The sequence below is a fragment of the Streptomyces sp. NPDC002206 genome, from assembly GCF_053593595.1.
This window is the reverse complement of sequence record NZ_JBSFCW010000010.1, coordinates 129,629-153,723: the sequence shown is the minus strand read 5'-3', so window position 1 is coordinate 153,723 and position 24,095 is coordinate 129,629. Positions and strand designations below refer to the sequence as shown.

Here is a 24,095-nt window from a genome sequence, read left to right as displayed (position 1 = left end):
TCCGCGCCGAGCGGATTCAGGTTCGCGCCGGCACCGCCGCAGGTGCGGGCAGGCCGACGACGAACTCGCCCGGCTCCCGCCCCTCAGCTATGGCGGAGAGAACAGGTGACCCGGACCGGCAGGACTACCGGCAGAACTCAAGCTTCAGCCTCAGCTCTCGTGCACCACCGTGAACCGGTGAGTGCCCTGATCGAGGCCGGAGACGGTCACGTATCCGGCCTCGGGACGCACCCCGGATGCGGTCGCCCTGCCGTTCTTCCAGAGCGTCCGGCCGCCGGAGTGCACGGTGACGCGGTGGCCTTCCGTGGGCAGGGCCACGGAACCGAGCGTGCCCCGCGGTGCCCGCACGGTCAGAGTGAACGTCGCGTCATTGCGGGTCCATTCCACGCCCAATGGTCCCTGTGGTGTGGGTAGTTCACCCTGCGCCCAGTCCACCGATCCGGGATGCGGACGTACGTCCCAGGTGGCGTACCCGGGCGACGTCGGCTTCGCGCCGAGCAGTTGGTGGGTGAGTGCCGGCAGGACCCCGGTGGACCAACCGTGCGCCATGCTCGTGTAGGCGTCCTCGTACAGCGAGCCGTCCGGGCCGATGCCCTCCCACTGGGTGATGCCGGGGTCGTGGTTGTCCATCCATCCGTAGGTGCGCTTGATCTGGTCGATCGCCGAGTCGGCCAGGCCGGTCTCGAAGCGTGCCACGAGCTCCGGGTAGGAAGTGAAGGCGTACACGCGCTGGGAGGCGCCTCCGAAGAGCGTGTCGTTGTCCATGAAGGCGTTGCCGTAACGGCGCTTTGTCGTTTTGTCGAGGTGAGCCAGCGCCGAGGCTGCCCGTTCGGAGTCGGCGACACCCGAGGTGATGGCGATGGCGTTGCCGTCCTGGGCGTGCCGGACCGCGCCGGTCGCGGAGTCCAGATAGGCCCCCGCGGACTCGTCCCACAGGTGGGTGTTGATCGCCTGAGCGACCTTCTTGGCCCGCTCCTGCCATCGTTGCGCGTCTCCGGCATGGCCCAGATGGACGGCGATGCGTGCCGCGTCACCCAAGGCCTGTACGTAGTTGGCGTTGTAGTAGGTGACCCGGCCGGTGCGGCCGAGGAACGCGTAGTCGCCGTAGCCGGCCGTTCCGTTGAGGCCCTTGCTCAGCAGCCCCGCATCGTCCGTCACGCTCGGATACCAGGTGTCGAGCACCTTGATCAGCTGCGGGTAGCAGCGCGCTGCATAGTCCCGGTCCCCGGTGTAGAGCAGGTAGTCCCAGCTGCACGTCACCCACCACAACGGGTAGTCGAACAGAGGAAGGGTGTAGTTGTTGATCGAGGCCGGCGGGATCCATCCGTCGTCCCGCTGGTGTTCGGCGAGGTCGGCCAGCACGTTGCGTGCAGCCTCGGCCACTTCGTCGTGGGTGAGGTAGAGGGTGCGACCGGACACCGCGAGGTCGCCGACGTAGGGGTCGCGGTCCCGCTTGGCGCCGTCGTGCAGGACCAGCTTGCCGTCCAGCGAGGCGCTGAAGGCGTTGCGGGGATCCACGTCGTCCGTGCGGAAGGTGTCGACGACCAGCTCGTTCGTGTAGGACGCCCCGTACCAGTAGCGGTTCAACTCCTCGTCGGAGCAGAGGAACCAGCCCCGGTAGGAGTCCGGTGTGCCGACGTATGCCGTGAAGTCGAGCGACACCGCGTCGACAGCCACAGTGCCCCAGGGCTGGGCGGCGGGTGCGTCGGACGGCAGGGCGTCCAGCGTGATCTTGAGGTAGCGGAAGCCATGCAGTCCGTCGGCGTACACCTTGTCGCCGTCCGAACCGTAGCCCTTCTTGTCCGTCCATGAGGCGCCGCCCGCCGGCACGGCGTACTGATCGGTGCCCTGCCCGGCGCCTCCCGCCTGCCCGGCGCCTCCCGCCTGCCCGGCGCCTCCCGCCTGCCCGGCGCCTCCCGCCTGGTCGGCGCGGGTGAAGTCGGAGCGGTCGGTGAGGTACTGCAGCGTCTCGGAGAAGGCGAGGCGCACCCCGGGGCGATTGTCCGAGGCCCAGGCGAAGTTTACCTTCGGGTATCCGACGACGACCTTGCCGAAGTCGAGCGTCACGCTGGGGGCTACCACCGGGTCCATGGCTACCGGCCAGACTTCGTTGATACGGGTGAACACGCCCCGGCCGAGGTCCTGGGCGGCGGTCACCGTGATCCGTACCCGTGTCGTGGAGACCGGCGTGTCGAAGCGGACGGCGCGCTGCACGGCACTGTTGCCGGTGACCGTGGCGACCGTCCGCCACGCCGAGTCCGCCCATGCGGCCACAGTGAAAGCGGTCGGCACCCCGTCCGTGCTGGACACCACTGTCAGGCCCGACAGTTCTTGCTCCTCGGGCGTGGTGAGGGTCAGGCTGTCGGGGAAGGCGCGCTCGGTGTCGTCGTTCCAGAACGTGCCGAGGTCGCCGTCGACGGCATTCCTGGCCTCGTACGTGCGCGGCCGGCCGTCGTTACCGTTGTTGCCCGCGTGTGTGGAGGACGCCTCGACGGTGGTTCCCTCCGGCCAGCGGGGCGCCGCGGGCGGCTGGGGGCGGCGCAGGACAGTGACCCTGCCGCCGGGCGTCAGGAGGGCGGCGGGCCGCGTCACGTCACCGTCCGACCGGACGACCCGTACCGGCCGCACCGTGCGCCCGGACGGTCCCTGTACGTAACGGTGCCAGGACCCGGCCGCGGGCAGGTGGCCGGACACGGTGGGCCCGGCGGCCGCTGCCGGGCCGGCTGCCGCCAGTGGCAGCCCGGCGGTCGCGGCCAGCACCGCACCGCTGAAGCCCACTTCGAGCACCGTGCGCCGATTCGGCCCCGATGTTGTCTTCACTTCATCCGTCATGTTGGCGTGCCTCCATCTGCGCGCACCGTCCACGCGCGGGTGATTCGATGTGGATCGGGCGTCAACCGGAACGTCGTTACAGGTCAGCTGGAGAATAGGTGCGTGCCGGAGCCCGCAGCGAAGACGGCGCAGCCGTCCTCCATCCGGATGAACTCCGAGGTGCCATGGGTGACTTGGGCAGCTTCGGCGGCGGGAATCCATACCTCGGCGGTGGTGTTGGCGGGCACCGTGAGAGCGAGGCGGAATCCGCCGGCGTCCACTTTCCAGCGGGTGGTGACAGGGCCGCGGACGGAGTCGTAGCGTCCCTCCGCCTCGGTTACGCCACCGCCCGGGCGGGGCCGGACAAGGATCTTCCGGAAACCCGGTGCGGCCGGTGCGATACCCGCGATGTTCGCGTACATCCACTCGCCCACGGAACCGTACGCGTAGTGGTTGAAGGAATTCATTCCGGCGTCCTGGAAGCTGCCGTCGGGCCTGATGGAGTCCCAGCGCTCCCACATCGTCGTTGCGCCCTTGTCGATCTGGTAGCCCCAGCTGGGGAAGGACCGCTGGACGAGCAGCCGGTAGGCGACATCGGTATGACCTGTAGAGGTGAGCACGGGCAACAGGCGAGGGGTGCCGAGGAATCCGGTCGAGAGATGCCAGTCCTTGGCTTTGATGAGTTCGACGAGTCGGTCGGCCGCGGGGCCCCGGTCGGCTTCCGCCAGCAGGTCCATGGACAGGGCCAGCACATACGCGGTCTGCGTGTCGCCCTTCACCTTGCCGCCGCTCGATACGTACGCCGCGCGGAAGGCGTCACGGACGCTTGCGAAGAGCGAGGTATACGGTGTCGGGTCCTTTCCGAGGGCTTGAGCAGCCCGGGCGACGAGGTCGGCGGCATGGGCGAAGTACGCGGTGCCGATGACGTCCTTGGGGGTCTCGTCCTGGATGTTGAGCCAGTCGCCGTAACCCTCGGCCGGCCGCAGGAAGCCGCTGCTGTGCTTCTCCAGGTACTCGAGCCACTTCAGCATCGAGGGCCAGGACTGATCGAGGACCCGGGTGTCGCCGTACGCCTGGTACAGCGCCCAGGGCACGGTCACTCCGGCATCGCCCCAGCCCGCCACACCCTTGCCGACCGTGCCGACATAGGGAGCCACATCGGTGAACGCACCGTCGTCCGACTGACCGTCACGCAGGTCGACGAGCCATTTGGTGAGGAAGCGCCCCGACTCCATGTTGTACGCGGCCGTCGGCGCGAAGACATTGATGTCGCCGGTCCAGCCGAGCCGCTCGTCGCGCGCGGGGGTGTCGGTGGGGATGGAGACGAAGTTGCCGCGCTGCCCCCAAGTGATGTTGCTGTGCAGCTGGTTGAGCATCGGCACGTTCGTCGAGAAGTCCATGGTGAAGGGTGCATCGGTGTGGATGACCCGCCCCACTACGGCGTTCAGCGGTGGCTTGCCCGGATACCCCGTCACCTCGACGTAGCGGAAGCCGTGGAAGGTGAAGCGAGGCTCGTATGTCTCCTTGCCACCACCCTTGAGGGTGTACGTGTCGGTGGCGCGGGCGGAGCGCAGGTTGGTGGTGTAGATCGTGCCGTCCGGGTTGAGGACCTCCGCGTGGCGCAGCCGCACGGCCGTCCCCTCCTTGCCGGAGATGGTGAGGCGGACCGCGCCGACCATGTTCTGGCCGAAGTCGTAGACGAAGACACCGGGCTTCGGCTCGGTCATCTTCCTGGCGGGCAGCGTGCGCTCCACGCGCGTGGAGCCGCTGGCTTCGGCCACGGGAGTGGCGCTCACCTTGTCGACGGCGTCGGCCGCCACCCAGGCGGAGTCGTCGAATCCGGGGTGTGTCCAGTCCTCGGTCTCCAGGCGGGCGTCGTACTCCTCGCCCGACATGATGTCGGCGCTCGTGACGGGACCGATCGCGGCCCGCCAGTCGGTGCCGGACAGCACACGCTCGGTCGAGCCGTCGGTGTAGGTGACCTCCAACTGGGCGAGGAACGCCGGTCGTTCGCCGTACTGGTGCGGACCGAACATGCCGACATTCCCCGCGTACCAGCCGGTGGCGACGGTCACGCCGAGCGCGTTGGCCCCGCTCCGGACCAGTTTCGTCACGTCGTACGTCTGGTACTGGACCCGCTTGCGGTAGTCCGTCCAGCCGGGCGCGAGCCGGTCCTCGCCGACCCGCTCGCCGTTGAGATCAGCCTCGTACAGGCCCAGAGCGGTGGAGTACAGCCGCGCCCGCGTGACGGATGAGCGCTTCAGACGGAACTCATGGCGCAGCTGAGCGGCGGGCGATGAGGACGGTGTCACCTTTCCCCACGGGCCCGAACCCCACTTCGCGAGCGCTTTCGCCTGCTGCCAGGAGGCGTCGTCGAAAGCGCCGGAACGCCAGTCCCCGGCCGGCTCTTCATCGACGGCCTTCCAGTCGGCTCCGGTGACGAAGGCGTGCACCCCGTCTGCGGTCGTCAGCTCGAGGAGTCCGAGCAGACCGGCGGGCGAGGCCGTGGCGTTGGTGGCGGATACGGCGATCACGGAGGCGCCGGTCTGCAGGTGGGCGGTCACGTCGACGAGGGCGGGGCGGCGCCAGTTCTCCGCCGGCCCGTCCGCTTCTGCGTACGCGACCTGCGTCCCGTTCACGTACGCGGTGTAGCCGTCGTCGGCGGTCATGACCAGGCGTGCACGGGTCACCCCTGCGGGGATGTCGACCCGGCCGCGGAAGAAGCGGGTCCCCGCGGGAGCTCCGGCGGCCGGGTCGCCCTCCGGGAACCAGATCCAGGAGGCGTCGTCCAGCGCGGGGGCGCCGATCAGCTCGGCGGGCGCGCCGATCCACTGCGCGGACCAGTCGGACCGGTCCGTCAGACCGGTCTCCCCCAGGACGGCTCGCTCCATGCGGAGGCTTTGCCCCCGGCGTCCCAGACACGCACCGACCAGTAGTAGCGGGTACGTGACGTGAGGGCGGGTCCCGCGTACGGCACCAGTACGGAGTCCGGGGACATGACCTTGCCGCTGTCCCACACGTCGGGCTTCGCGAGGCGCCCAGGGGAGCCGGCGACGCGTATCTGATAGGCGGTCTGCGCCTGGCCCGGTTTGTCGGACGCCAGAGGCCAGCTCAGCCTGGGTTGTGGCACGTCAAGTCCGAGCGGGTGGCTCACGTACTCGACGGTCGGTCCGTTGACGCGTACGCCCTGCGTCACTTCTGTTCCCCCGGCGGCGGCCCAAGGGGCTTGAGTTGCCTGCGCGGCGCCCGGTGCGGCGGAGGCGATGGCCGTCCCCAGGGCTGCCGTGGCGGTCGTGCTGAGCAGTCGTCTTCTGCTGATCACGCTCGGCTCCATACGACTCGACAATGAATCGTTTCAGGCATGGAAACTAGAGTGGGTGGAGTGACCTGTCAAGGGTTTGGGCGTAGCCGCAAAGGGTTCAAAGATTTGCAAGTCCGCGCCATTGACGCCGCTTGTGGTGCGAGGCTAGATTCCGTGCAATCTCCTTGAAACCTTTCACGGTCGACCCTTCCTGGCCCGCCCGCCGCAGTGGATGCCTTGGGCGCGGGCCGCGGGGAACTTTCGGAGGCTACGCATCTCTTGGCGCCGGTTACGGCTGTCGGCTGCGCGATTCCGACCCGTACGCGAATGGGCCGGCTTCACCGTCCACAAGCCCTCGGCGTGAGTCTCCGGTGACCCGTATCAGTGAACGTGCACCAGTGTGAGGCTGTGATCTGAGGTCGTTCGGATCGAGCGACACATAGGATGAACTGGTGGCAGTAAGGATCAAGCTATGAGCGGCTTGCCGCGTGAACTGCGAGAGTTGATCGTGTCCGGGCCCATGGTTCACCTGAGCACGATCAACCCCGACGGAAGCCCGCAGGTGACCGTCATCTGGATCGGGCTGGACGGCGACGATCTCGTCAGTGGTCACATGTCGCGCCACGTGAAGCTGCGCAACATCGAGCGCGACCCACGGGTCGTGTTGTCCTTCGACGCACCGCGGGTGCCCGGCGTCTTCTTGAACGAGTACGCCGTGTTGCGGGCGCGGGCCGAAGTTCGGCCGAGCGACGACGCATGGGATCTGCTCAATCGCTTGGCGAAGATCTACATGTCCCATGACGCCGAATTCCCGGCGCCGAGGGGCCCCGGCTATGTCGTGCGCTACTCCGTCGAGCGCATCGGCGGCGTCGGCCCGTGGGTGTCCACCTCCCGCTGAGTTACGGGTAAGTACGGCCGATGAGCCGTTCGAAACCCATGTCGTCGAAGAAGGACGGCTGATAACCGGTCAGAACCCTGGCAGTGCCAAGGCTGTCGCCGAGGCCGTTGTCCGTCAGCTGACTGCAGCCTGACGCACAGGGGAGTAGGGACCGGCTCACCGAGTCCAGCGGATGAACCGTTGATCAACGCGATCTGCGCGTAGTAGATTCGGCCCGGAGACGCGAATCTGCGTGGACGTGGGCGCCGTGCCCGGCCTGCTGAGACGACGCGCTCAGGAGAGGTCATGGGCGGAAGCAAAACGCAGGTCGATTTCGTGTCGGAGGCGCCCGAGCCTCGCCTGCTGGCCGTCAACTGGATCCACGGATCCCCGTCGGCGAAACACAACACGGACCCCGACATCCAGATCCACGCGTACGACGAGCACACGTTCATCTTGCGCCAGAACATGGCGATCAACTACGAGGCACCGTTCCTGTTCCTGATCTTCGGCAACACTCGAGCTGTACTCATCGATACCGGAGCCACCGAGTCCGCCCAGTTCTTTCCGCTGCGCCGGGTTGTCGACGACCTGGTCGGGCGGTGGTTGGCCGAGCATCCCCGGGACGGCTACACGTTGCTCGTCCTGCACACCCATGGCCACGGCGACCACATCGCGGCCGACGCACAGTTCACCGACCGCCCCCACACCACGGTCGTGCGGGCGGATCGGAACAGTGCCTGGGGCTACTTCGGTTTCACTGACAACCCGGACCGGGTGGCCCGGGTCGACCTCGGCGGCCGAGTGCTGGAGTGTCTTGCCACCCCCGGCCACCATGAGGCGGCCATCACCTACTACGACCCGCACACCGGATTCCTGCTCACCGGCGACACGGTGTACCCGGGGCGGCTGTACGTCGAGGACTGGGTCGCCTTCGGAAGAACTGTCGACCGTTTGATCGCGTTCGCTGACACCCGACGCGTAACCCACATCCTCGGCTGCCACATCGAGATGACCAAAGAGCCCGGTGTGGACTACCCGGTCCTGACCACGTACCAGCCGGATGAGCCACCGCTGCAGATGCCCATCAGCCAACTGCGCAGCATTCGCGAAGCGATGGACGAGATCGGCGACCGACCCGGACGGCACGTTTTCCCCAGCTTCATCATCTGCAACGGAGACGCGTGAGCAGTCGCGGAATCCCGGTGCTTCAGGTCAGCCGCCTCCCATGGAGGATGACCGGCAATCCACCGCTTGAGGCGCATTCCTTGGGCAGGACCGTGGCCGAGTCCACCGCCGGCCGACGATGACGACTGTCCGCCTGTACAGCGGAGAAAAGGCACCACGTCCGAGACCCAGGCAGTTTCGTCTCGATCATCGGTCGTGATGATCGGGGCGACGACGTCTCGGCAGCGGTCCTGAACGTCGTCGCAGGTCTCTCCTGCCGCGTTGCGACAGGGGAGACGCACGTCACATTCGGTCCTGTCACGTCTGACCGAGCTGTTCCGTCAGGGAGGTGTAGGCACCGACAACAGCAAGGAGAGCACCATGGATGCTCGTTTGAACCTCTTCGGCAACCCGGTCGCAGCCAAGTTCCTGGGGCACATCGTCTCGGCGGGCAAGGCGGTCTCGGGCTCGACGCTGCCGGCCGCGACGCAGGAGCTGGTGAAGATCCGCGCCAGCCAGATCAATGGCTGCGGCTTCTGCACCGACATGCACACCAAGGACGCCGTACACGCCGGGGAGACCTCGACGCGTCTCAACCTGGTCGCGGCCTGGCGGGAGGCCACGGTGTTCAGCGATGCCGAGCGCGCTGCCCTGGAGCTGGCGGAGCAGGGTACCCGTATCGCCGACGCGGCCGGTGGTGTCACGGATGAGGCCTGGGCGAATGCCGCCAAGCACTACGACGAGGAACAGCTCGCCGCTCTGGTGTCTCTCATCGCCCTGATCAACGCGTACAACCGCGTGAACGTCATCGTCCGGCAGCCCGCCGGCGACTACCAGCCCGGCCAGTTCGGATAAGCAGGAGTGCCTGGCAGGGACCGCCGGTGTCCCCGCACCTGCATCAGCGCTCGCCCGGGTGCCCCTCGTCGGGGCCCGGTGCGTTGTTCTGGTCCGCCCGGCGGTCCGACTGATCTTCCCGGTCGGTCCGCCGCGGGACCGGCCGATGGCGTGGTCGTCCGGATCGTCGGCCGGGGCCCCTCGGTGCGGGCCCCGGCCACATGTTGGTGGGCGGGCACCATCGTGGAGTCCACCGCAACGATCCAGTTCACAACTCATACGCAACCCACGACCCATATGGGACTCAGGTCACTGGAGTCGGGGCTCGTCCGGTCAATGGGTCGCTGTCAACCCGCACTGGTCAGGTCACGATGGATGACGCGGGCAGCTCGTTCGATGGTGGCGACGCCGTAATCCATGGTGAGGTTGCCGCTCGACAGGACAGTCATGCCGTAGTCGTGACCCCTGCCGGTGAAGGTGCCGACGCTGTGCACCCGCCATCCGTCGGTCGCGCGCGGCAGCCACCCATTCTTGACGTGCACCGTTGCCGAAGCGGGCGATCCGGCGGGCACCCCCCACCTCTGGCCGGGGGTGACGTGCTCCATCAGATCGAGAGCGTAGGCGCGCGAGGTCGCGGTGAGCACTGAGTTCTCCGTCGTCAGCAGCTGCATCAGCCGGAGCTCGTCACCGGCAGTGATCTGGGTGAGCCCCCAACTTCCACCGGAACCCGGGACGGTGTGCTGCATGTCTGCCAGGGCCAGGAACTTCTTGAAGCCGGCGGATCCGATCTGGTGCCAGAGAGCGGAGGTCGCGTCGTTGTCGGACTTGGTGATCATCGCGGTGGTCAGTTTCACCTCCTGCGGAGTCAGCTTCCGGTGTGCCTCCTCGGCCTGCCGCAGCAGTGCTCCGAGCACCGTGACTTTGACAACACTGGCGGAGTCGAAGTGCCTGTCGGCCCTGAGCTCGCAGGTGGTTCCGGTGATCCGGTCGTAGAGGGCCAGCGCCGACGTGTCCTGCCGCCCGTTGAGAGCACCGGCTATGTCATGGGACAGCCGGGAGGCCAGGCCTGGCTTCTCCGAGGTGCAGACGACCTTCGAACCACCCACTGTGGCGTCGGCCGTGCTTGCCGAGGCCGGGGCGGCTGTGGTGAATACGGCGAGCAATGAGCTTGTGGCCAGGGCAGCGGCCACACCGCGCCGAGAGCAGGTCAATATGTGCGATCCATACATGAAGGCTATGTCCTGTCCTGCTGCGTGTCGGAGTTCATCTCGCCGGACCGCGGCTGGGGATAGTCGGCTCCCGCCACGCTTGCTTTCAACGCTCGGCAAGGTGGGCTGCGGCAGGTGGCTGCCCTGGCACCTGTGTGGGCCGCAGAGAATTGATGAATGGGGAGAATGGTCGAGTAAAACCAGCTTGGATCCCCATTTGATATCTCAAAGCGACCATACGTTCCATGAGGACAGGAAATTCAAATAAAGTGGGCGAAATGTCCGATATGGGAACTATGTCGGCATGTGATATTCGCCAAACAGGCGGCCTCGGATGCAGGGATCCCGACCGCCGACGCGGCAGGACAGCCGGCATCACGCTCCAGCACCGTCAGCCCCTGACGCCGCCGAGCTCACTCCTTGACCGCGCCCTCGTTGGCGCCGCTCACGAAGTAGCGCTGGAAACAGAAGAACAGCGCGGCCACCGGGATGGTGGAGAGCAGGGCCGCCGTCAGCTTCAGGGGATACTGCGTGCCGCCGCCGAGACCTCCCGAGACAAAGCGGGCCAGGCCCGTGGTGAGTGTCTCGTACTGGCCGGACTGGGTGCTGACGAGGAAGTGCGTGAACTCGTTCCACGATCCTTGGAACGACAGGATCGTCAGGGTGATCAACGCCGGTCTGGCCATCGGCAGGACTACGGACCAGAAGATCCGGAACACGCCTGCCCCGTCGACCCGTGCGGCCTCCTCGACCTCGCGCGGCACCGATTCGAAGAACTGTTTCATGATGAAGATGCCTGCCGCGTCCACCAGCAACGGCAGGATCATGCCGGTGTATGTGTCGAAGAGCCCGAAGGTGTTGAGCACCAGGAACTTCGGGATGAGCAGGGCCACTCCGGGCACCGCCATCACTGCGAGCACAAAGCCGAACAGTACCGAGCGGCCCCGGAAGCGCAGCCGCGCCAACGCGTACCCCGCCATCGAGTCGAACAGCACCCGGCCCGCAGTCACCAGTACCGCCACCAGCGCCGAGTTGCTGAGCCAGCGCAGGAAGGGAATCCCTTCCGAGGCTTGGCTCAGCCCGAACAGCCGCTGATACGCGGCCGTCGTCGGAGTGGTGGGCAACAGGGCCAGCGGATGCGCGGCGGCATCCGGGTCCGTCTTGAAACCGGTCACCAGCTGGAGGACGAACGGCAGCAGATAGAGCAGACCCAGCCCCAGCACCACGGCGTACCCCATCAACCGCGCCGGCAGCGGGAAGCGGTTGAGGACGGGGTGCCCTCGTTCGCGCGATGCGCGACGGCGAGGGGACCGCCGAGCCCGGTCGCGTACGGCCGTACCGGCGGCGGTCATCGGTTCCTCCCGGTGTGTGCGTCACGCTCCCGCAGCGCCCAGCGCTGGAACGCGGTCAGAATGAGGATCAGGGCCAGCAGAATGAACGCGATCGCCGAGCCCTGCCCGAAGTCCGCGTTGTCGAAGCCCGCGGAGTAGGACAGGAATGCGGGCGTGAGCGTCGTGTTGCCCGGGGCGCCCTGGCCCATCACGTACACCTGGTCGAAGACCTGCCAGGTGGAGATCAGTCCCAGCGTCAGGACCAGGAACAGCACGGGACGCAGCGCGGGCAGCGTCACGTACCGAACCATCTGGCGGCGGTTGACCCCTTCGATGGCGGCCGACTCCTCCAGCTCCCTAGGGATGTTCTGGAGCGCCGCGAGGAAGATCAGCATGAAGCTGCCCGAGGTTGTCCACACGGCGAGCAGGATGATCGTGCACATTGCGACCGAGGGGCCTGCGAGCCACTCGAACCACGACAGCCCCATCAGGGAGTGATCGGCCAGCACTCCGGCGGGCCGTTCAGGATCGACGATTCCCAGACCGCTCAGAATGAGGGAGAGCACTCCGCGCGGGTCCGCGAACCAGTTCGGTCCCTTGAGCCCGATCCAGGACAGCATGGAGTTGACGGCTCCGCTGCCCTGGAAGAGGAAGAGGAAGACCGTGGAGACGGCGATGGAGCTGGTGACCGACGGGAAGAAGAACGTTGTACGGAGCGCGCCCCGCCCCCGCAGCAGTTTCTGGTTGACGATCAGGGCCAGAGCCAGTGCCAGCACGGTCTGCAGAGGGACGGTCAACAGTACGTAATAGGCGTTGTTGCGCAGAGACGTCGCGAAGAGTGTGCGGTCGAGTCCGTCCTGGGTGAGCAGCGTCCGGTAGTTGTCCAGACCGACGAAATCGGCCTGAGCGGAGAACGGGTTCGACTGTCCGTCCCAGTGCAGCAGGCTCACCCACAGCGCCATCAGGATGGGCAGCACCATGAAGAGGCCGAGGACGAGCACCATGGGGCTGACGAACAGCCAGCCCCAGGTGCCCTGCCCGCGAAGGCCCGCGCGCGCGCCAGCCTTCGCAGTCGTACCGGTTCTGCCAGGTGCGCTGTCAGGTGCGCCGGGCGAGCCGGTCGTGGGGGGAGTGCCGCTCGCGCGCATCGTGCGGATGGGCATGGGGCTCAGTTGCCCTTCACGATCGCCTGTTCGCCGTTGCGCTGAAGGTCGGCGAGGATCTTCTTCGGGTCGGCGGTGCGCAGCGACTGCAGATCGGTGTTGAACTGGCTCAGGACCTTGTCGAACCCGGCGATCGTCACCGGGCCCTGCGCGTAGGCGTTGCCGTCCACCCAGGCCTTGGCGGCCGGCTGCTTCTCGGCGTACGTCTCGAGCGCACTCGTCCGCGACGGCATGACACCGAATCCGTCGGCGAATGCGAGCTGCTGCTTCGCGGAGGTGAGGTACTTCACGAGGTCGACGCCCGCCGCGCGATGCGCGCTGTCGGCGGCGACGCCCCAGCAGTTGCTGAAGGCGAGGGTGCCCTTGCCGGCCGGCCCCTCGGGCAGCGGCGCGACGGCGTACTTCACATCGGGGTAGTCGAGCTTCATACCGCCGTCGAGCCAGTTGCCTTCGATGGTCATGGCGGCCTTGCCCTTGCCGAGCGCCTCACCGCCCCAGCTGGTGTCCACCTGCTTCGCGAACTTCATCGAGCCCGACTTGAGCAGGGACTGAACGAAGGCGAGCCCCTTGGCGTTCTCGGGGGTGTCGGCGGTCATCTTCTTCTGGTCCGCGTCGGTGAGCCAGCCACCGGCCTGCTTCATGAAGACTCCGAGTCGCTGGTACTCGTCGCTGGTGACCAGACCGGTGACGCCGTTGCCCGTGAGCTTGTCCGCGACGGTCTTCAGTTCCTCCCAGCTCTTCGGATAGTCCTTCTCCGTCAGCCCGGCCTTCTTCCACAGATCGGTGTTGATGGCGAGGCCGAGGGTGGAGGTGTCCTTCGGCAGGCAGACCAGCTTTCCGTCGTACGAGAACGAGGCGCGCAGCTGCTCGGAGAAGTCGTCGGCGTCGGATATCCGGTCGCCGTACGCGTAGAGCGAGCCGCCCTTCGCGTAGTTCGCGAACTGGTCGGAGTTGACGTAGAAGACGTCCGGCGGCTTGTGCCCGGCGAAGGACTGAGCAAGCTGCTGGTTCATGTCCTTGGCGACTTCGACCGTCACCGTGTTGCCCGACCTCTTCGCATACGCGGCGGTGGCGGCCTTGACCGCCTGGGTTTCGGCGTCCCCCGAGGTGGCGATCAGTACCGTCAGATTCTGCTTGCCTGCCTTGTCCTGCTCGGGCTCCTTGTCGCTGCCGAAGCTGGATGAGCAGCCGGTGGCGGCCAGCAGTGCCGCGCAGGTGGCGAGGGCGGCGACGGCCGTACGGGTGACCATGAGTTCCTCCAGAAGGCATAACTTGCGGCTCAGCTGCCCGGAAAGGGCGTGCTGTGAATCGGTGGCCCGTGAACGGGCGCGGGGAGTGGTTCAGTTGCCCGACGCGGGTGTGCTGTCACGCACGACGAGAGACGGTTTGAGCAGGACGCGCTCAGGCGGGGCGTCGGGTTCCGACATCCGGGCCAACAGAAGACGGACACATTCGCGGCCGACGGCCTCCAAGGGCTGGGCGACGGTGGACAGTCCGGGGGAGAGGAGCGCCGCTGTGGGGGAGTCGTCGAAGCCGACGACGGCGACATCCGTGCCCGGAACGGCTTGTCGCTCGCGCAGGGCCTGATAGCAGCCCAGGGCGAGCATGTCGCTGGCGGCGACCACGGCCGTCGCGCCCGCGTCGAGCAGCGGTCCGGCGGCGGCCTGCGCCGAGGTGATGTCATCGATGCTCTGCGCCCGCTTGCCGCGCACCGGAAGGCCGTGCCGCTGCATGGCGCGCTGCCAGCCCTCGGCGCGGTCGTCGCCGACTCCGGAGCCGCGCGGCCAGCCGAGAAACGCGATCTTGCGATGCCCCATACCGACCAGATGCTCGACTGCGGACTCCGTTCCCGAGGCACCGTCGACATCCACCCAGTCGCCTATCTGCCGGCCGGACCACATCCGGCCGAAGCCCACGAATGGCACACCGCGCTTCTCCAGCCAGGCCTGGCGCCTGTCGCCCCGCTCGGTGCCGCTCAGCACGAAACCATCCACGCTGTGCAGGTCGAGGAGCTCCTCGTACCCCTCGAGGCCGGAGCTGCCGGGGGGTGAGGCGAAGAGCAGGATCCGGTAGCCGGCTTCGTCGGCGGTCTGGGACAAGGCGTGCAGAAACCGGTCCATGACCGGGGCCGAGGTGCCGGGGGCGGTGGGACGTATGCCGTAGCCGATGAGTCTGCTGGAGCGGGTGCGCAGGGTCTGGGCGGCTCGATGCGGGCGATAGCCCAGCTCGTCGATGGTGCGGCGGACCCGCTCCAGGGTCTCCGGGCGCAGCAGTTCGGGCGAGTTGATTGCGTTGGACACCGTTTGCGGAGAGACGCCGGCCCGCTGGGCGACCGTGGTCAGCGTCACCGAACCGGCCTTGGACGCGGGGGTGTTGGGGGAGCGGGGCATGGCTGTCTCCGGAACCGGTTGTGCGATCGGGCGAGTTGATTGGAGCGTTCCAATACCGTTGTCAACGCCGTGAAGTCGTAGTTAGGGTTCTTGGAACGCTCCAATGCCTGAGAGGTTCTGCTCTGTTGGACACCACTGTCAAGACCCACGACATGACGAACTCCGACGCGGGGCCCGGCCCTTCGGCCGAAGGCCTCCAGCCATTCCTGCATGACGCCTGTGTGACGCTGTACGCCCCGAGCTTCGCGATCTCGCACGCCGACGGACAGATCGACGGTTCCGCCGACGGCTTCTACCACGGCGACAGCAGAGCGCTTGCCCGTCTGACCGTCGCGGCAGACGGAATCGCGATTGCGCCGGTACGGGGAGGCTTCGAAGGAGCGGACCGGGCGGCCTTTCGCGGTGTGCTGCGCGGTCTGGGTGAGGAGACTCCGGACCCGGCGGTCACCCTGCATCGGCGCCGCCGCGTCACCCCCGGGCACCTGGAGGAGACCCTCGAAGTCGCCAACGCCGGACGGCAGAACGTCCGTCTCCGGCTGATCGTCACGGCCGGGACCGACCTCGCCCCGATGGAGCGCATCAAGTCCGGACACGCGCAGAGCCCGGTCTCCGCCACCGCCACCGAGAGCGGACTCGACTGGTCACGGGACACCTTCGCCGTACGCCTCACCAGTTCCCCGGAGCCCGCCACCGTCGACCCGGCCGCCGGACGGCTGGAGTACGACATCGAACTCACCCCCCGCTCGTCATGGACCGCTGTGCTGCACTGTGACGCGGCTCATGAGGACGGCGATCAGTTCCCCGCGCCCCCGGCGGACAGCCTGCCCTGGCGCACACCGGTACTGCGCAGCGCCGACCGGCGCTTCGACCAGTGGCTGAGCCAGTCGGCCGCCGACCTCGACCGGCTGCGGCTGACCGATCCGGACAAGCCCGCCGACCAGTTCCTGGCCGCCGGAGCCCCGTGGTTCCTCACCCTCTTCGGCCGCGACTCCCTGTGGGCGGCCCGAATGCTGCTGCCGCTGGGCACCGATCTCGCCGCCGGTACGCTGCGCACCCTCGCCCGCCGCCAAGGCGTGAAGTCCGACCAGGACACCGAGGAGCAGCCCGGCAAGATCCTGCACGAAGTGCGCCGAGCCACCCAGAACTTCAACGAGAACTTCTCCCTGCCGCCCTGCTACTACGGAACGGTCGACGCCACCCCGCTCTGGATCACCCTGCTGCACGACTCCTGGCGCTGGGGCCTCGCGCCCGAGCAGGTGGAGCAGCTTCTGCCGCACGCGGAGTCCGCCCTCGCCTGGATGCGCGACCATGGCGACGCGGACGGGGACGGATTCCTGAAGTACATCGACCGCACCGGACGTGGCCTGGCCAACCAGGGCTGGAAGGACTCGGGCGACTCCATCCGGTATCGCGACGGCCGCTTCGCCACTTCCCCGATCGCGCTCTGCGAGGTCCAGGCCTACGCATACGAGGCGGCCCGCGGCGGCGCCGACCTGCTGCGCGCCTTCGGCCGCCCCGGCGCCGACCGGTGGGAGGAATGGGCCGAGCGGCTGCGTGACCGCTTCCGCAGCCACTTCTGGGTGGAGGACGAGCGGGGTCCGTACCCGGCCGTCGCGCTCGACGGGGACAAGAAGCCGGTGGACTCGGTCACCTCGGGCTTCGGCCAGCTGCTGGGCACCGGCCTGCTCAACCGCGAGGAGAGCGCCCTGCTCGCCGCCAGGCTCGGCGCGCCCGACCTCGACTCGGGCCATGGCCTGCGGACCCTGAGCAGCGACTCCGTGGGCTACAACCCGTACGGCTATCACATCGGTTCCATCTGGCCGCACGACACCGCAATCGCGGTACACGGCCTGGTCAGGGCCGGGTTCCCGGAAACGGCCGCGTCCCTCTCCGGGGGGCTGCTGACCGCCTCCGCGGGGTTCGACGCGCGGCTTCCCGAACTGTTCGCCGGTCATGGCGCGGCGACCGACGCCCGGCCCTCGCCCTATCCGGCGTCCTGCCGTCCCCAGGCCTGGGCGGCGGCCTCGTCCGTGATGATCCTTCAGTCGATGCTGGGGCTCTCTGCCGATGTCCCCGCCGGAACGCTCACGGTCGCGCCCGGATTCGCGGAGGAATACCGGCCGCTGAAGGTCGAGGGCCTCGACATCGCCGGCGGGCGGCTGGACATCTCCATCGACGCCGACGGTACGGCGCACATCGAGGCGCCGAACGGCCTGGTGGTGAAAAGGGAGCACATGACACCCCGTTGAAGCGGAGCGGCTGTACCCGCCGCCCACTCGTCGTCGGCGACGTCGAAACCGCCACCCTCGACCCGCACGTCGCACGCCGAAAACATCTCCATGGCGCGGCGGGCGGTTGAGTCGGAACCATCGTTTCTCTTCCCTCGGCGATCATCGGTGATCATCAGGGATCGTTCGGAGAGGAACGACCGGTGCCCGGAAACACGGAAGGCCGCCCCTCGGGCGGCCTTCGCGAGTCTTGCGTGTGCGCAGTCAGAACTGCTCGACGAAGTACGGTTCGACCGTCATCCAGCCGTTGCCGGCCGCCCCGTTACGGCGACCCGAGTCACTCCGGGCGAGGGTGTACCAGGAGTCGACGTAGTCCGGGTCGTCGGTCCACCAGGAGGTGGGGATGGCCGCCAGGATCGCGTTCACCAGCGGAATGTACGCCCCCTGGTCCGTGATGGTGAGCAGGGCCGTGGTGAGAGCCTGGGCGAGGGCCTGATAGTTCGTGTCGCCGTCGTCCTCCATCATCACGGCGTCGGCGAGGTTGTACTTGTAGTTCGACCAGTTGACCAGGATCTGGTTGGGGTGATAGACGACGCCGTCGTTGTTCAGGTAGGGCATGTCCACCGTGTCCACGCGGGCCTTGCCGTCCAGCCCGAAGCCGGTCACAAGCGTGTAGACCTCGGCGTCACCCTTGACCCAGGGCTCTTCGTCGTCGGCCAGCTCGACGGATGTGACGCGGGTGGACCACCAGCCGCCGGCGGCCTGCTGTGCCTGCGGCCGGGGAGCGGCGACACCATGCTTCGCGAATTCTGCTCTCAGGACTCCCAGGCCCGCCGCGAGGGCCTTGGAGACGTCGATATCCACCACGTAGACGGGCCGTTGGGGCACCTCACGGGCGTCGAGGGTGTGCGCACGTCCGTGGCTGTCATACGCGGTGATCGTCTCGGCGTCGTCGTCGGCCGGTGCGGCGGCGACCAGCGGGACGGCCTCACCGGTCAGGTCCCCGCGCATCGAGGCGTCGCCGAGGCGGACGCGCAGCAGCGAACCGGTGCTCGCGGCCAGCCCCTTGGCCGCAGCGATACGGCGATCAGCCTCGCGGACCGCCGGGATCAGGGCCTTGCCGCTCCGGGTGGTGGCCCGAGCCGCCAGGGCCTGCACATCGACCTGGGCGGAGGAGAGAGCCGCGCTGCGTACCTGCGACCGCCAGCCCGCATCCGCCAGCGAGACGGCGAGGGAGCGGGCGGCATCGTCCTCGATACCGCGGATGGTGGACGGCGCCGCGACGGGTGGCTGGGCCGAGGACGCCTCGGCGGACGCCGATACGGCTCCCTGTGCCGTGGCGGTGGTGACCGCGGTGAGAAGGACGGCCACGAGGGCGGTACGACGCAACTGATTCTTGCTCAAGAGATCCTCCTGATGCCGAACGCTGGCTCCGCCCAGGGCGGAGCCGCCTGGTGGGCGTCTGCGCTGCTGGAACGGGTTCTGGGTCGTCCGCGCCCAGCATGGCGCCATGAGGTCTATGCGAGTAGATGGGCGAGGTAAATTTCTCATGTCGGGATCACGTCAAGTCGACGGCTCTGTAAGGGAGTTGCCCCCGGACGCCCGTCGTCCTCACGTGCGTCATGAGGGCGGTGTCATCCGTACCCGCTGACACCTCGATCGAGTTCCCTGCGTAAGGTCTTGGGTTTCCGTGCACTGCTCTTCCCAGGAGTCCTTCCATGGAACACAACTCCCGTATTTCCCAGACCCGTCGAGGATTGCTGCGCACCGGCACCGGCGCCGGACTCGCCGCGCTCGGTCTCGGATACGGCGCCCAGAGCGCGTCCGCGGCGGTCGGTGCGACCTCGCGCTTCGACCTGTCGCAGCCGTCCTACGACCTGTTCCGTGACAAGTCCCTGCACAGCGTTCGCGTCCAGCAGAGCTTCGCCTTCGACTCGGTCAACAAGCGCCTGTTCGTCGCCGCCAAGCGCAGCGGAAGCACCGAGGAAGCCGGCGACCTGTGCATCAGCCACCTCGACTTCGACGGTAACTACATCTCGTACATGCACCTCAACGGCTTCGGCCACGGCGTCGCCTTCGGAGTCCGCCCGAGCGGCAGCACCAGCAACCTGTGGATCGAGTCCGAAGCCAACACCAACGGCTACGGCTCCAAGCTCTCCTGCATCAAGTACAGCGCCGGCACCACCCTCGATGCATCCTCCACCAGCATCGGCAAGTTCCAGCCGATCTCCGGCGCCACCGAGTACACCTGCTCCATCGACCCGGTCTACAACCGCATGATCGTCCGCTACCACAAGGACGGCGCCAAGCACATCGCCATCTACAACGTCTCGGACACCGACAACGGCGACTTCAGCAATCCGCTCGTGATGTTCACCCCGCCGTCGATCTCGGGCACGCCGCAGGGCTACACGCTATACGGCTCGTACATGTACTTCATCACGGGCGACGGCTACTCGGCCTCCAACCCGGACCCGGGTAACACCTACATCACCAGCATCAACGTGAACACCGGCGCCATCGCCCAGGGTCCGACCCTCACCAAGGCCGGTTCCACCCTGACCTACCGGGAGCCCGAGGGGCTCGCCATCTACCGCACCGACGCGGGCGAGTCCCGCCTCTTCCTCGGCTTCGCCACCGGCGAGGAGGGCGACCGGCGCTCCAGCATCTTCTACAAGAACGCGCTGGTCTGACGCGGCGGTTGAACGGCACGGCGGTCGCCCCGGCGGTTTGCGTACCTCACTGATGACGGCGCAGACGACAACGGGACCGCTATGCCGTTGCACCCCGTACTCCGCGTACTCCGCCGTTCGGCGCCGTGTGGTCGCCCGCGGCCCGGAACTGGAGGCCTGCCGCGCTGAGGTAGCTGAAGTACGGGGCGCTGGGGCCGGGGGTGTCCTCGTGGATGGTGCACAGGATGGGCGGGACGACCAGGAGCGGAGTGGTGGGATGGCCCTCGGGGATCGTGTCGAGGAAGCCGTGCATCGCGGAGCCGAACACGCGCAGGCGCATCAGGTCGGTGTTGACGAAGTTGATGCCGATCTTGAGCTGCATGAACGGTCCGGGACCGCCCACTGCCCGAGTGACCGCTCCCATGTCGAGGGTCCGCCCCGGCCGGTCCGGGCCGCCGATGGGCCGACGCCGATCGTCGGCACCCTGCTGAACGGTCGAGCGCTGCAGCCGGGCCCTCCCGATTGCGGCCGGCAGACGCTGCTGTGCCGGATTCTCGGCCTGCGGCGCGGCCGGCCGCGGGAAAATCCGTCATCAGCAGCCTGGTCACGCGGACCACGCACGAGGTGGCCCGCCCGGTCGACGTGCGAAGGGCTCCCGGGCGGACTCCACTGTCCATGCTGCCCCGGCCGTCGACACTGCTGCCGTTGACGCGGCCGGTAGCGAGACCGGTCGGGTGGTGCCGCGCTCCGTTTGCCGCGTTGCTCGGGCCATGTCCACGCGGTACGTCCGGCCTCCGGCTCCTATCGGGTCAGCGGGCCTTGACCTCGTCGACGTCCAGGCCGCGGTCGACGCCGTGGGGGACGACCTTCTGCCCGGGCTCGAGTTCCAGGCGTTTGCCGTCCAGGTAGATCTCGACCTGGTCCGGTTCGAAGGACACCATGTCACCGATCCGGCCGACCTCCGGGTAGGCGTTGCGGTACGTCCAGGCGGCCCGGTGCACATCGCCGATGTCGTAGTAGTCGCACAGGCCCTTGTAGGGGGCAGAAGGTCTGTCCTTCGACGGGGCGCAGCCGGGTCTCGTCGATGTCGGCGCGCGGGACGTACCAGCGCGGGGCGAATCCGGATTCGTAGAGCACGACGGGGTGTTCGGAGCGGGCGACCACGGTGTCGCCCAGGCGGACTTCCAGAGGCCGGGAGGTGTTGCGGATGTCGATGCGGTGGTACGGGTCCGCGGCGTGTCCCAGGATGCGCTCGTCCTCCTCGTAGAAGGCGTCCATCGCCCGCCACGCGAAGGCGATGCGGCCCTGCAGCTCGGCGGCGTGCTCGGGCGGCGAGGCGAACTCCCAGGCGGCGCGTTCGGTGGTGCGGTCACCGACGTGGACCGCGTACCAGGTGGTCTCGCCCAGGTCCTTGTGGTGGGTGACCTTGTCGCTCGCGGCCAGGACCTGAGAGTCCACGTCCCTGCGGGGGAAGTAGGCGACGGGGTAGCGGCCCGGCTCGTGCAGCAGGATCACGTTCTCGCTGTCGGCGATCCAGGTGTCGTTGAACTTCACGCGCATGCGGCGGCGCAGCGGCTCGGCGAACAGCAGGCGCTCAGGCAGGGGTTCGGAGGTGAGGAAGTGTCCGATCGCCCCTGCGGAAAGGGGACCTTGCTGCCAGGACAGTCCCATGGCGTGTTCCTTCCGGGTGTGCGGGGTGGGCGGGAGACTGCACCCCGGGGTGATTGGGTGGTTGTCGCTGTCCGGCCAGGGCTTGCAGGAGCAGCGGGAGACCGCGGCCTCAGGTCGGCGGACGCAGGTCCGGACGACCTTGTCGTCGATGGTGGTGGCGCATCCCGACCCTCCGCGTCAGGCGAGGACGCGGCCGAGGAAGTCGCGGATGTGCTCGGTGATGGGCTCGAGATGGCTCTCCAGGGCGAAGTGCCCGGACTCGAGCAGATGGATCTCGGCGCCTGGCAGGTCCGTGCTGAACGCCTCGGCGCCCGCGGGGCCGAAGATCTCGTCGTTGGCGCCCCAGACCGCCAGCAGCGGGACCTGGGAGTCGCGGAAGTACTGGTGGACCTGTGGGTAGAGGTCGACGTTGGTGGGATAGTCGCGAAAGAGCGTGAGCTGGATCTCGTCGTTGCCCGGCCGGTCCAGCAGCGCCTGGTCGTGGACCCAGTTGTCGGGGCTGACCAGGCTGGGGTCGGCGACTCCGTTCACGTACTGCCATCGGGTGATCTCGGCGGTCAGGGCGCCTCGCAGGGGGGCCTCGGTGTCGGGTCCGGGCGCCTGGGCGTAGGCGAAGACGCCGTCCCAGAAGGGCTTGACGAAGCCCTCGACGTAGGCGTTGCCGTTCTGGGTGATGATCGCGGTGATGCGGTCCGGGGCCCGGAGTGCGAGGCGCCAGCCGATGGGCGCGCCGTAGTCCTGCACGTACATTGCGAACCGGTCGACACCCAAGTGCTGCAGCAGGTCGGAGGTGACCTCGGTGAGGGCGTCGAAGGTGTAGGGGAAGTCCTGCAGGGCGGGCATCGCCGACTGGCCGAACCCGATGTGGTCGGGAGCGATGACGTGGTAACGGTCGGCGAGTGCCGGGATCAGGTGGCGGAACATGTGCGAGCTGGTCGGGAAGCCGTGGAGCAGCACCATGTCGGGTGCCTGGGGGTCGCCGGCCTCCCGGTAGAAGACCTCGAGGCCGTTGACGGTGGCCGTGCGGTGGTGGACTGCGGGAGCCATAGTCCTAACCCTTCTATCGAGCTTGAGTGGTTATGAATCAAGTCGACCACGCCGACTCTAACCTGTCAAGATACTTTTACTGGTTAGGATGCGCGTGCGGAATTCGTTGCGGATGCCTCCCGGGCGGGACGGGTTGGTCGCCGCTCAGGGGCTCGCGGCGGGGCGGGAGAGGATCGGCGGCCTTCTTCAACCCTCTGCCTGTCGGTGGCCCGTCGGCCAGTGGAGCCGCCTGGCGTGAGTGTGCTCGGCCCGCCGGTGCCGGCGTTGTCGGCCCCGTGTGCACGAGGCGCCGCCCCCCGGCCGCGGCGGACGCCCGCCCGAAACTAACCGTCAAAAGTTTCTTTCGTGGTTAGATCGTGCCTGGTTCGTGTAACCTTTCAAGCAATTCAATGCGGTTAGGAGGCGTGATGGCGGCCGATCGAGAGCAGCAGGACGCACTGCTGGAACTCCTCAACACGACGCCGGTGGTCAACGGGGTCGTCCAGGATCAGCTGGCGGATCCGGAAGCGGCGGAGGCCTGGCAGCGGGCGCACGGCGGCAGCGGAAGCGCGGACGAGCACCGCCACCTCCTGCAAGCGCGCGACGCCCTGCAGGAGGTGGTGCGCGGCAGCCGGCCGGCCACGTCACTGGCCCCGGTCCTCGAGGGCGTCACGTCCCGTCCGCTGGTCTCCTCCGCCGGAGTGTCCTGGGATCTTGACGCCCGCAAGGAGCGCCGGATGGCAGTGCAGGCGATCATGACGTGGAGCGCGCTGCAGAAGGCGATGCCGGGGCGATTGCGGCCGTGTGCCAATCCGGAGTGCCGGCGGTTCCTCCTCGACCGCAGCAAGGCCAACAAAGCCTGCTGGTGCTCGATGGCCGTCTGCGGCAACAGGATGAAGGCCAGGCGTCACTACCAGCGCATCCGCAACGGCGCAGCCGAGTAGCACCTCCACCGGCCCCCGGGCAGGCGGCGGGGCTCGGCTCTCCGCGTCAGGACCTTCCCCCGACCGGGCCCAGCTCCGGTGTCGACCTTGGACAGTCCGCACTGCCACAGGTCGGCCATGAACCGGTGCAGGGGCGCCCGCCTGGCCCTGCGCACCGCCGGGACCTACCCGGACCCGAGAGTTCGCACCTGCTCGCCGCCCGGATCACCGCGGAGCTGCCCTCACCGCAGCGGACGTACGCCACCGCAGCGAGACCTGCACCGCGGCGCACCTCGGCTTCACCCGGGCCGACACCGCCGCCTGCGACAGCGAAGCGGACAAGCGCCTCTGGACCGCACTGATGGCGTTCCTGGACCGCGCCCTCTGACCGGCACGCGTTCAAATCGCGGCCTCTGTCCCACGGGCATACGGTCGGCAGGGGCACGGCCGTCGCACGCAGCTTCTGCGCGCGGCCCGCGAGCCGGCGGCCGCC

16 protein-coding genes and 2 pseudogenes are annotated in these 24,095 nt (G+C 68.0%); 6 read left to right on the top strand and 12 right to left on the bottom strand.

Going from position 1 to position 24,095, the window contains the following annotated elements:
* Nucleotides 1-150: 150 nt before the first annotated feature.
* Both ACWCP8_RS20555 and ACWCP8_RS20550 read right to left on the bottom strand, forming a co-directional pair.
* Entirely contained in the window at nt 151-2,832 is a 2,682-nt protein-coding gene (locus tag ACWCP8_RS20555; protein WP_451117314.1) for an alpha-L-rhamnosidase-related protein, read from the bottom strand.
* Between the two features lie 83 nt (nt 2,833-2,915).
* Nucleotides 2,916-6,133: pseudogene (locus tag ACWCP8_RS20550) on the bottom strand (alpha-L-rhamnosidase).
* Nucleotides 6,134-6,584: 451 nt separating this feature from the next.
* Between ACWCP8_RS20550 and ACWCP8_RS20545 the strand changes: the two are divergent.
* From ACWCP8_RS20545 to ACWCP8_RS20535, 3 genes are all read left to right on the top strand, one after another.
* On the top strand, nt 6,585-7,010 hold the full coding sequence (locus tag ACWCP8_RS20545; RefSeq protein WP_352268063.1) for a PPOX class F420-dependent oxidoreductase: 426 nt from the start codon (nt 6,585-6,587) through the stop codon (nt 7,008-7,010).
* A 285-nt stretch (nt 7,011-7,295) separates the two neighbouring features.
* Nucleotides 7,296-8,177, top strand: a complete 882-nt coding sequence (locus tag ACWCP8_RS20540) for an MBL fold metallo-hydrolase (RefSeq protein ID WP_352268062.1) — start codon at nt 7,296-7,298, stop codon at nt 8,175-8,177.
* Nucleotides 8,178-8,537: 360 nt separating this feature from the next.
* A complete protein-coding gene (locus ACWCP8_RS20535) occupies nt 8,538-9,011 on the top strand; it encodes a carboxymuconolactone decarboxylase family protein (protein WP_451117311.1) in 474 nt (157 codons plus the stop codon).
* A 326-nt stretch (nt 9,012-9,337) separates the two neighbouring features.
* On the opposite strand, the gene ACWCP8_RS20530 is transcribed toward ACWCP8_RS20535, so the two are convergent.
* The 5 genes from ACWCP8_RS20530 to ACWCP8_RS20510 all read right to left on the bottom strand — a co-directional run bounded on the left by ACWCP8_RS20530 (nt 9,338) and on the right by ACWCP8_RS20510 (nt 15,082).
* On the bottom strand, nt 9,338-10,219 hold the full coding sequence (locus tag ACWCP8_RS20530) for a serine hydrolase (protein ID WP_352268059.1): 882 nt from the start codon (nt 10,217-10,219) through the stop codon (nt 9,338-9,340).
* 392 nt (nt 10,220-10,611) lie between these two features.
* The gene (locus tag ACWCP8_RS20525; RefSeq protein WP_382842194.1) at nt 10,612-11,436 is read right to left on the bottom strand and encodes a carbohydrate ABC transporter permease; all 825 of its coding nucleotides are present in this window, start codon (nt 11,434-11,436) and stop codon (nt 10,612-10,614) included.
* A gap of 110 nt (nt 11,437-11,546) precedes the next feature.
* Nucleotides 11,547-12,692: a carbohydrate ABC transporter permease gene (locus tag ACWCP8_RS20520; protein WP_451117309.1), complete on the bottom strand. Its 1,146-nt coding sequence runs from the start codon at nt 12,690-12,692 to the stop codon at nt 11,547-11,549.
* Between the two features lie 5 nt (nt 12,693-12,697).
* Complete coding sequence (locus ACWCP8_RS20515) at nt 12,698-13,942, bottom strand: sugar ABC transporter substrate-binding protein (RefSeq protein ID WP_352268056.1); 1,245 nt, start codon at nt 13,940-13,942, stop codon at nt 12,698-12,700.
* Nucleotides 13,943-14,032: 90 nt separating this feature from the next.
* A complete protein-coding gene (locus tag ACWCP8_RS20510; RefSeq protein WP_451117307.1) occupies nt 14,033-15,082 on the bottom strand; it encodes a LacI family DNA-binding transcriptional regulator in 1,050 nt (349 codons plus the stop codon).
* A gap of 125 nt (nt 15,083-15,207) precedes the next feature.
* Here ACWCP8_RS20510 and ACWCP8_RS20505 point away from each other — a divergent pair, with 125 nt between their 5' ends.
* Nucleotides 15,208-17,331, top strand: a complete 2,124-nt coding sequence (locus ACWCP8_RS20505) for an amylo-alpha-1,6-glucosidase (protein WP_451117305.1) — start codon at nt 15,208-15,210, stop codon at nt 17,329-17,331.
* A gap of 243 nt (nt 17,332-17,574) precedes the next feature.
* Here ACWCP8_RS20505 and ACWCP8_RS20500 read toward each other — a convergent pair whose 3' ends face one another.
* On the bottom strand, nt 17,575-18,714 hold the full coding sequence (locus ACWCP8_RS20500) for a DUF3103 family protein (RefSeq protein WP_451117303.1): 1,140 nt from the start codon (nt 18,712-18,714) through the stop codon (nt 17,575-17,577).
* A gap of 314 nt (nt 18,715-19,028) precedes the next feature.
* On the opposite strand from ACWCP8_RS20500, the gene ACWCP8_RS20495 reads away from it, so the two are divergent.
* The gene (locus ACWCP8_RS20495; protein WP_451117301.1) at nt 19,029-20,003 is read left to right on the top strand and encodes a phage baseplate protein; all 975 of its coding nucleotides are present in this window, start codon (nt 19,029-19,031) and stop codon (nt 20,001-20,003) included.
* Nucleotides 20,004-20,133: 130 nt separating this feature from the next.
* On the opposite strand, the pseudogene ACWCP8_RS20490 reads toward ACWCP8_RS20495, so the two are convergent.
* The 4 genes and pseudogenes from ACWCP8_RS20490 to ACWCP8_RS20475 form a co-directional block, all read right to left on the bottom strand.
* Nucleotides 20,134-20,358: pseudogene (locus ACWCP8_RS20490) on the bottom strand (lipase); the annotation flags it as partial.
* Between the two features lie 433 nt (nt 20,359-20,791).
* Entirely contained in the window at nt 20,792-20,992 is a 201-nt protein-coding gene (locus ACWCP8_RS20485; RefSeq protein WP_451117442.1) for a hypothetical protein, read from the bottom strand.
* Nucleotides 20,925-21,653: a DUF427 domain-containing protein gene (locus tag ACWCP8_RS20480; protein WP_451117299.1), complete on the bottom strand. Its 729-nt coding sequence runs from the start codon at nt 21,651-21,653 to the stop codon at nt 20,925-20,927. The genes ACWCP8_RS20485 and ACWCP8_RS20480 overlap by 68 nt, the downstream gene beginning before the upstream one ends.
* Nucleotides 21,654-21,830: 177 nt before the next feature.
* Nucleotides 21,831-22,700 (bottom strand): alpha/beta fold hydrolase, encoded by an 870-nt coding sequence (locus tag ACWCP8_RS20475; RefSeq protein WP_451117298.1) that lies wholly within the window; start codon nt 22,698-22,700, stop codon nt 21,831-21,833.
* Nucleotides 22,701-23,107: 407 nt separating this feature from the next.
* Between ACWCP8_RS20475 and ACWCP8_RS20470 the strand changes: the two genes are divergently transcribed.
* On the top strand, nt 23,108-23,623 hold the full coding sequence (locus ACWCP8_RS20470) for a CGNR zinc finger domain-containing protein (protein WP_352268047.1): 516 nt from the start codon (nt 23,108-23,110) through the stop codon (nt 23,621-23,623).
* The last annotated feature ends 472 nt before the right edge of the window (nt 23,624-24,095 follow it).